Raw genomic sequence first — 232 nt, 5'->3', positions numbered from 1 at the left:
CAGAGACCAGCCCGGCCCGCATGGTGCCGAGGAAGGCCAGCAGGAACTCCGCCCGGTTGGCCGAGAGGATCGCCACCCGCTCGCCGCGCCTGAGGCCGCGGGCCAGCAGGCCGCGCGCCACCGCGCCGGACAGCCGGTCAATGTCGGCGAAGCTGTAGCTGCGCGGCCCCCGTTCGCCGCCCAGGTCGATGAGGGCGACGTCCGCCGCACGCTCGCGGGAGACGGCGGCCCC

The 232-nt window shown here is 76.7% G+C and carries 1 protein-coding gene; it reads right to left on the bottom strand.

Going from position 1 to position 232, the window contains the following annotated elements:
• Window positions 1–232 (bottom strand): AMP-binding protein (locus SB847_RS22375; RefSeq protein ID WP_410578965.1); only part of this gene is annotated, 232 nt, incomplete at both ends.

The sequence above is a fragment of the Bacillus sp. SIMBA_026 genome (assembly GCF_046535335.1).
Lineage (GTDB): Bacteria > Bacillota > Bacilli > Bacillales > Bacillaceae > Bacillus > Bacillus velezensis.
The sequence above is the reverse complement of the archived record's forward strand: the minus strand, read 5'-3'. Positions and strand labels throughout refer to the sequence as shown.